The 7,891-nt window shown below is 73.5% G+C and carries 6 protein-coding genes; 4 read left to right on the top strand and 2 right to left on the bottom strand.

The window, feature by feature from the left end; all coding sequences use genetic code 11:
• Nucleotides 1-28: 28 nt before the first annotated feature.
• Nucleotides 29-901 carry a peptidase gene (locus ABD308_RS34885; protein WP_344343941.1) on the bottom strand — a complete coding sequence of 291 codons (873 nt, stop codon included), beginning with the start codon at nucleotides 899-901 and terminating at the stop codon, nucleotides 29-31.
• A 2-nt stretch (nucleotides 902-903) separates the two neighbouring features.
• Nucleotides 904-2,235 (bottom strand): VWA domain-containing protein, encoded by a 1,332-nt coding sequence (locus ABD308_RS34880; protein WP_344343939.1) that lies wholly within the window; start codon nucleotides 2,233-2,235, stop codon nucleotides 904-906.
• A gap of 297 nt (nucleotides 2,236-2,532) precedes the next feature.
• Between ABD308_RS34880 and ABD308_RS34875 the strand changes: the two genes are divergently transcribed.
• The 4 genes from ABD308_RS34875 (at nucleotide 2,533) to ABD308_RS34860 (ending at nucleotide 7,844) form a co-directional block, all read left to right on the top strand.
• Entirely contained in the window at nucleotides 2,533-3,045 is a 513-nt protein-coding gene (locus ABD308_RS34875; protein WP_344343937.1) for a DUF1269 domain-containing protein, read from the top strand.
• 203 nt (nucleotides 3,046-3,248) lie between these two features.
• The gene (locus ABD308_RS34870; RefSeq protein WP_344343935.1) at nucleotides 3,249-4,595 is read left to right on the top strand and encodes an FtsW/RodA/SpoVE family cell cycle protein; all 1,347 of its coding nucleotides are present in this window, start codon (nucleotides 3,249-3,251) and stop codon (nucleotides 4,593-4,595) included.
• Nucleotides 4,596-4,648: 53 nt separating this feature from the next.
• Nucleotides 4,649-6,109 carry a penicillin-binding transpeptidase domain-containing protein gene (locus tag ABD308_RS34865; RefSeq protein ID WP_344343943.1) on the top strand — a complete coding sequence of 487 codons (1,461 nt, stop codon included), beginning with the start codon at nucleotides 4,649-4,651 and terminating at the stop codon, nucleotides 6,107-6,109.
• 247 nt (nucleotides 6,110-6,356) lie between these two features.
• Entirely contained in the window at nucleotides 6,357-7,844 is a 1,488-nt protein-coding gene (locus ABD308_RS34860; protein WP_344343933.1) for an amino acid permease, read from the top strand.
• Nucleotides 7,845-7,891 lie beyond the last annotated feature (47 nt).

Raw genomic sequence — 7,891 nt, 5'->3', positions numbered from 1 at the left:
GTCCGGGCCGGCCCTCGGGGGCGGTGGGTCAGGGCTGGCCGGAGCCCGCGTAGGGGCCGGGCTGCGGGGCGCCGGACTGCGGGGGGACGGTGCCGTAGCGGGCCGGGCGGCGGCCGCGGGGGTGGCGGGTGAGGGTGTAGCCCGCGACGCCGGCCAGGGCGGCCAGGGCGCCGCCGGCCAGGGTCCAGAACCAGCGGCTGTTCCAGCCGGAGAACCAGCCGGTGTACCAGTGGTCCTCGGGCTCCTCCGGGGCCGCCGCCTTGGCGGTCGCGGCGCCGCCGCCGGCCGGCGGGACCAGCGGGGCCCTGAGCTCGCCGCCCTCCGGCTGGGCGTTGTCGGCGTCGCCCTTGGCGGCCACCCGCAGCTGCACCGAGGCGGCCAGGCCGAGGTCGGACTGCGGGACGTCGGAGGCCGAGAGCCGGACGTAGTAGCTGCCCGGCAGCGGGTCGCCGGACCACGGCTCGGCCCAGGAGCGGACCTCGCGCAGGGTGCAACTGAGCGTCAGCGAGCCCACGGCCTGCTCGGCGGTCGCGTTCTGGGTGCCGGCGGTGCAGGCCTGGCGGCGGCGCAGCCCGTCGAACACCTCGACGCTCCAGGTCTGCCGGTCGTGCCGGTCGGCGGACGGGGCGAGGGTGACCGTCAGGTCCACCCTGGCGGTCTGGCCCTCGGCCGCGCCGAACGCCCAGTACAGGTAGTCGCCGGTGGAGACGGAGACCGCCGCGTCCTGACCGGGGGCCAGGTTGACGGCGGTCAGGAAGGAGGTGCCGGCCTTGTTGGCGGGGGCCGGGCTGCCGCTCGCGCTCGGCGAGGGCGAGGCGGCCGAGGCGGCCGGGGCCGTCAGGGCGAGCGCCGGGAGCAGCGCCAGCGCGGCCGCGGCGGTGCGGAGGAAGGACGTACGCATGGTCAGTTCTCCTGCCAGACAGCGATGCGCCAGCGTGCGATCCAGCCGAACAGCAGGCCGGCCACCAGGCCGGCCAGGGTGAGCACGAGCAGCAGGATCCAGCCGCGGCCCAGGCCCATCGCCGGGCCGTCCGGGGCGGGGGAGGCGGCGGTCAGGTCGACCGTCAGCTCCAGCGGCAGGCCGGGGTCGGCCGCGACGCCGGGCTGCCCGGCCGCCGAGTTGGAGACCACCAGGCAGACGATGGTCTCCGGCTTGCCGCTCGGCGAGGCGGAGGCGGTCGCGGTGGTGGTGGCGGTGGCGTAGCCCTTGGAGGCGGCGGCCGACCAGCGCAGGCCGGTGGAGACGACGTCGGTGCGGCCGCTGCCGGCGTCGGTGCCGCGGACCAGCTCCTGGCCGGCGGTGCTGGTGGCCTGCAGCAGGACGCCGTAGTCGCGGGCCACCGCGCGGTCCAGCGAGACGCTGACCGAGGCGCGCAGCTCCTGGCCGGCCTTGACCGGGACGCGGTAGACGCGGTGCTCGGAGAACTTCTCGCGGTCGCTGTAGACGCCCGGCGTGAGGACCGGCGCGGACTCGCAGGTGTCGGTGCCGGCGGTCTTGACCGGGGCGACCGCGTAGGTGTCGTTGGAACGGTCGACCAGCTGCTTCACCTTCTCGGTGAGCTGCTCCTGGGTGCGCACGTCGGTGTAGGTGCCGCCGGTGGCGTTGGCGATGCAGAGCAGCTGCCGACGGGTCTTCTCGTCGTGCGCGAGGCCCAGCGTGTCGACCACCAGGTGGATGCCCTGGGAGGCCAGTTCGCGGGCGACGTCGCACGGGTCCGGCGGGGCGCAGGAGTCCTCGCCGTCGGTGATCAGCACCACCCGGCGGGTCGTCTCGCCCTTGCCGAGGTCCTGGGCGGCGCCGCGCAGGGCCAGGCCGATCGGGGTCCAGCCGGTCGGGCGCAGGGTCGCGACGGCGGTCTTGGCCTCGACCTTGTTGGTCTTCCCGACGGGGAAGAGCTGCTTGGTGTCCAGGCAGCCCTGGGCCTTGTCGTCGCCCTGGTAGTAGGCGCCCAGGGTGCGGATGCCGAACTCGGTCTCGGACGGCAGCGCGTCGATGACGTCGTTCAGCGACTGCTGGGCCACCGAGATGCGGGTCCTGCCCTGGATGTCGGCCTGGTTCATGGAGCCGCTGACATCGAGGACGAGGTCGACCCGGGGGGCCTCCCGGCCGGCGGCTCCGGCTGATGGTTCGTCGGCATGGGCGGGCAGGCCGCTGAGCAGCGCCCCGCCCGCTATCGCCAGGGCGGCCAGCAGGCTGCCGAGCCTGGCCTTCGGTCGTCGTAGTCCGGTAGTCACCCGCCGATCCTAGGGATCATCAGTTCGCCGTGGCCAACGTGCGATGGTGCGCGAAGGGGCAGCCTCCCGGCGCGAACTCGCGGGCGCCGGTGGCTGATCGGGGCGGGGGTGCGCCAGGGTGCGCCGGTGGTCCGGCCCGGTGTCCGACGGGCCGTCGGGCAATACGGGACACACCGGGTGAAAAGTCGATTGATAGGGATTTGCTCGTTAGGGTGACGAGCGGGGAGAGGGAGCCGTACGGCACTCGCGCGGCGCCCGCCCCGGCAGACACGTCCGCTTCAGGGGAAGGACCCGCACGTGAGCAACCTCTTCGCGATCGCCTATCCGGATCTGGCCACCGCCAGGGCGGTGCGCGACGAAGCGGTCGCCCTGCAGAAGCAGCGGCTGATCGAACTGGAGGACGCGGTCGTCGTCGAGCGCCGCGAGGACGGGAAGATCAAGCTGCACCAGCAGGTCAGCACCACCGGGGCCGGGGCCGCCTCGGGCGCCGTCTGGGGCGGGGTGATCGGCCTGCTGTTCTTCATGCCGTTCCTCGGCGCGGCGGTCGGCGGCGCGGCCGGGGCCGCGGTCGGCGCCACCACCGACATCGGGGTGGACGACGACTTCATGCGCCAGGTCGGCCAACACCTCCAGCCGGGCACCGCTGCGGTGTTCCTGCTGGTCCGCACGGCCACCGCCGACAAGGTCGTCCCGGCGCTGGCCCGCTACGGCGGTCAGATCATCCAGACCTCGCTCTCCGCCGAGGCCGAGGCCGGCCTCATGGCGACCGTCGAGGCCTCACGGGCGCACACCGCCCCGGCCTCCGCCTGACCCGACGGACCTGGCCCCACGGACCTGGCCCCACGGACCTGACCCGACGGACCTGACCCCACGGTCCCGGTCCGACCCGGGATCCCGCCGGAGGAACACGCCGCTCACACCGGGGCGGACGGGCCCGCCGCCCGCCCGCCCCGGCGTCCCTCCCAAGACGCCCCGCAGCCCCGACCCCTGGACGGTCCGTGGCGACTCCCCCCGTGACGAGAACCGCCGGCCGGCCGCGCCGGATCGTGCCGACCCGGCGCGCCACCGAACTCGCGCTCGTGCTGGCCGCCGTGCTGATCGCGGTGCTCGGCTACGCCGCGGTGGGCCTGACCATCGACGGCACGGTGCCCGCCGACGCGGGCCGGTACGGGGCCGCGCTGGGCGTGCTCGCGCTGCTGGCGCACGGCACGGTGCGCTGGAAGGCGCCGTACGCCGACCCGCTGCCGTTACCGATCGCGCTGCTGCTGAACGGCGTCGGACTGGTCGTCATCTACCGTCTCGACCGGGCCACCCCGGGCGACGCCGCGCGCGCCCAGCTGCTCTGGTCCGCCCTCGGGGTGGGCCTGTTCATCCTGGTGCTGCTCCTGCTGCCGGACCACAAGCGGCTGCGGCGGTACGCCTACGTGGGGGCGCTGGCGGCCCTCGTCCTGCTGGTGCTGCCGGTCTTCTTCCCACCGGTGTACGGCTCGCGGATCTGGATCACCGTCGGGCCGTTCTCGCTCCAGCCGGGGGAGTTCGCCAAGGTCCTGCTGGCGGTGTTCTTCGCCGCCTACCTGGCGGTGCACCGGGACGCGCTGGCGCTCACCGGGCGGCGGGTGCGGCCCGGCCGCGGCGGAGAATGGAGGTTGCCGCCAGGGCGGGTGCTGGCGCCGGTCCTGGTGATCTGGGCGGCCTTCGTCGGGGTGCTGGTGCTGGAGACCGACCTCGGCACCTCGCTGCTCTTCTTCGGCCTCTTCGTGGTGATGCTGTACGTGGCCACCGCGCGCACCGGCTGGATCGTCATCGGGCTGTTCCTGTCCGCCGTGGCGGCGGTCGGGGTGGGGTGGCTCTCGCCGCACGTGCACAGCCGGGTCAACGACTGGCTGGACCCGCTCGGCTCGATCGCCGAGGGGCACGGCGCCAACCAGATCGCCCAGTCGCTGTTCGCCTTCGCCTGGGGCGGCGAGCTGGGTGCCGGGCTGGGCAACGGGCACTCGGCGCTGATCGGCTTCGCCGCCAAGTCCGACTTCATCCTCGCCACCATCGGCGAGGAGCTGGGGCTGACCGGGCTGATCGCGGTGCTCCTGCTGTACGCGCTGCTGGTCTCGCGCGGCTTCCGGACCGGGATCGCGCTGCGCGACCCGTTCGGGCGGCTGCTGGCGATCGGGCTGGCGGCGCTGGTCGGCCTCCAGGTGTTCGTGGTCGCGGGCGGGGTGCTGGACCTCATCCCGCTGACCGGAATGACCCTGCCGTTCGTCGCCCAGGGAGGCTCCTCGGTGGTGACCAACTGGATCATCGTCGCGCTGCTGGTGCGGATGAGCGACGCCGCCCGGCGGCCGGGCCCGGGGGAGGGGCGGTGAGCCGGCGGCGCGGGGGCGGGCGGCCGGGCGACGGGCCGCAGGGGCTGCCGGGGATCTCCGTCACCGGGCGCCGGGCCGGCACCTTCTGCCTGCTGCTGATCGTGGCGCTCTGTGCCCAGGCCACCCGGGTGCAGGTGTTCCAGGCCGAGGAACTCAACCACAACGGCGCCAACCAGCGGCTGGTCATCGAGCGGTACTCGCAGCCGCGCGGCGGCATCCGGGTGGGCGCCGACACCGTCACCGGCTCCGAGGCCACCGGCGGACGGTTCGACTTCAAGCGCACCTACACCGACGGGCCGCTGTTCGCCGCGGTCACCGGCTACTCCTCGCAGACCTACGGCAACAGCCAGCTGGAGGGCACCGAGGACGCGCTGCTCTCCGGCACCGACCCCCGGCTGTCGGGCTGGGCGGTGTGGGACGCGGTCGCCCGGCGGCGCAACCCCGGCGGGGACGTGTACACCACCATCGACCGGGCCGCCCAGGAGGCGGCGGTGCGCGGGCTCGGCGGTCAGCGGGGCGCGGTCGCCGCCATCGAGCCGGCCACCGGCCGGATCCTGGCGCTGGCCTCCACCCCCTCCTACGACCCCGGGGACTTCGCGGGTGCCTCCGCCGGCGACCAGGAGGCCTGGAACCGGCTGCAGGCCGACCCCGGCCGGCCGATGCTCAACCGGGCGCTGCGCCAGACCTACCCGCCCGGGTCGGCCTTCAAGGTGGTCACCGCGGCGGCGGCGCTGGACAGCGGGGTGGTCACCGACATCGAGGCGCCGACCGACGCGCCGTACCCCTATGTGCTGCCGGGCACCGAGACGCCGCTGGTCAACGACACCCGGGCCTGCGACGAGCCCGGCCAGTCGCTGGACACCGCGATGACGCTCAGCTGCAACAGCGTGCTCGGCCACCTCGGGGTGCGGGTCGGCCTGGACCGGATGGTCGCGACGGCGGAGGCGTTCGGCTTCAACGACCCCCGGCTGGACACCCCGGTGCGGGCGGCCCGCTCCGTCTTCGACACCCGGATGGACGAGGCGCAGCTGGCGCTCTCCTCGATCGGCCAGTTCGACACCGCGGCCACCCCGCTGGTGATGGCGATGGTCGCCGCGGGGATGGCCAACAACGGCACCGTGATGCGTCCACAGCTTGTGGACAGACTGGCCAGGGCCGACGGCACCGTGGTGCGGTTGACGCGGCCCGCCGTCTACCGGCAGGCGGTCAGCCCGGGCACCGCCGGGCAGGTGCGGCGGCTGATGGCCAACGCGGTGGAGAACGGCACCGGGCGTGCCGCCCGGATCCCCGGCGCGGTGGTCGGCGGGAAGACCGGCACCGCCGAGCACGGGGTGGACAACAGCGGCACGCCGTACGCCTGGTTCATCGCCTGGGCCGCCCCGGCCGGCTCGGACGCGGTGCCGCCGGTGGCGGTCGCCGTGGTGATCGCGGACAGCTCGGCGACGGAGGTGACGGGCGGCGGGCTGGCGGCGCCGGTCGCCCGCTCGGTGATGCAGGCGGTGCTGGCCGGATGAGCCCCTTACCGGTGGTCCTGACCTGCCGTGTTAGCCCTTCGGCGAAGGGTCCGCCGTCTGCGAAGTGTCCGGTTTGTGTGTGCCGGTTCGACGGTTCGTACAAGGCGCGCGGCGGGACTGTTCGTTTGCGACACTGGTGTTTTCGCGGGGTACTGCCCATCTTTGTTCGGTTGGTCCCCGATGACACCCCTCGGCGCGTCGAGTGACCGGCCGCTAAAACCCTCCCCCACCCAGAAAGACCCTCGTTTTGGCCAGCAACACGCTCGGCTCACGCCTCCTGAGGCGCAAGCCCGTCACCACCCTGATCGCCGAGAGCGAAGGCCGCGACGGCCTGCCCGCCGGTGCGCCCGAGGAGGGCGGACGTTCCGGCATCCACCTGCGCCGCTCGATCGGGCTCTGGCAGCTGTCCGCGATCGGCATCGGCGCCACCATCGGCACCGGCATCTTCTTCGTGCTGACCAGCGCCGTGCCCTCGGCCGGCCCGGCCGTCATCCTGTCCTTCGTGATCGCCGCGGTCACCGCCGGGCTCACCGCGCTCTGCTACGCCGAGATGGCCTCCGCCATCCCGGTCTCCGGGTCCTCCTACTCCTACGCGTACGCCACGCTCGGCGAGGGCGTCGCCTTCGCGGTCGGCATCTGCCTGCTGATGGAGTACGGCGTCTCGGCCTCCGCCATCGCGGTCAGCTGGGCCGAGTACCTCAACAAGTTCTTCGACCTGGCCTTCGGCTTCCAGCTCCCCGAGGCGCTCACCGGCGCGCCCGACTCCACCCACTGGTTCAACCTGCCGGCGCTGCTGCTGGTCGCCATGGTCTGCTTCCTGCTGATCCGCGGCGTCAGCGAGTCGGTCAAGGTCAACGCGGCCATGGTGGCCATCAAGATCCTGATCCTGCTGCTCTTCATCGGCGTCGGACTGACCGGCTTCCACTCGGGCAACCTGACCCCGTTCATGCCGCTGGGCATCGGCGGCGTCCAGGTCGCCGCCTCCAGCATCTTCTTCTCCTTCATCGGCCTGGACGCCGTGTCCACCGCCGGTGAGGAGGTCAAGAACCCCCGGCGCACCCTGCCGATGGCGATCATCATCTCGCTGGTGGTGGTCACCGTGCTGTACATCCTGGTGGCCCTCGCGGGCATCGGCGCCCAGCCGTGGGAGAAGTTCGAGGGCCAGGAGGCGGGCCTCGCCCAGATCCTCCAGGACATCACCGGCGCGAGCTGGCCGGCCATGCTCTTCGCGGTCGGCGCGATCGTCTCGATCTTCTCGATCACCCTGGTCGTCATCTACGGCCAGACCCGCATCCTGTACTCGATGGGCCGCGACGGCATGCTGCCCAAGCGCTTCGCGGAGCTCTCGCCGCGCACCGGCACCCCGGTCTGGAACACCATCGTGGTCGGAGTCGGGGTCGGCGCGCTGGCCGCCTTCGTCCCCCTGCGGGTGCTGGCTGACATCACCAGCCTGGGCACCCTGATCGCCTTCTCGGTCGTGGCGATCGGCGTGATCGTGCTGCGCCGCACCCAGCCCGACCTGCCGCGAGGCTTCAAGGTGCCGGGCTACCCGGTCGTCCCGCTGCTCAGCGTCGGTTTCTGCGCCTACCTGATCAAGGGCCTGCACGCGGACACCTTCGCGGCGGGCGGGATCGCCCTGGTGCTCGCGGTGACGGTGTACTTCGGCTACAGCATCAAGCACTCCAAGCTGGAGCGGGCGGAGCGGCAGGCCGAGGCGGACGCCAAGGTCGGCTGAGCGCGGTGCGCCGGCGACGGGCCGCCCGGGGGTTCGAAACCCCCGGG

It is taken from the genome of Kitasatospora putterlickiae (assembly GCF_039527695.1).
Lineage (GTDB): Bacteria > Actinomycetota > Actinomycetes > Streptomycetales > Streptomycetaceae > Kitasatospora > Kitasatospora putterlickiae.
The sequence above is the reverse complement of the archived record's forward strand: the minus strand, read 5'-3'. Positions and strand labels throughout refer to the sequence as shown.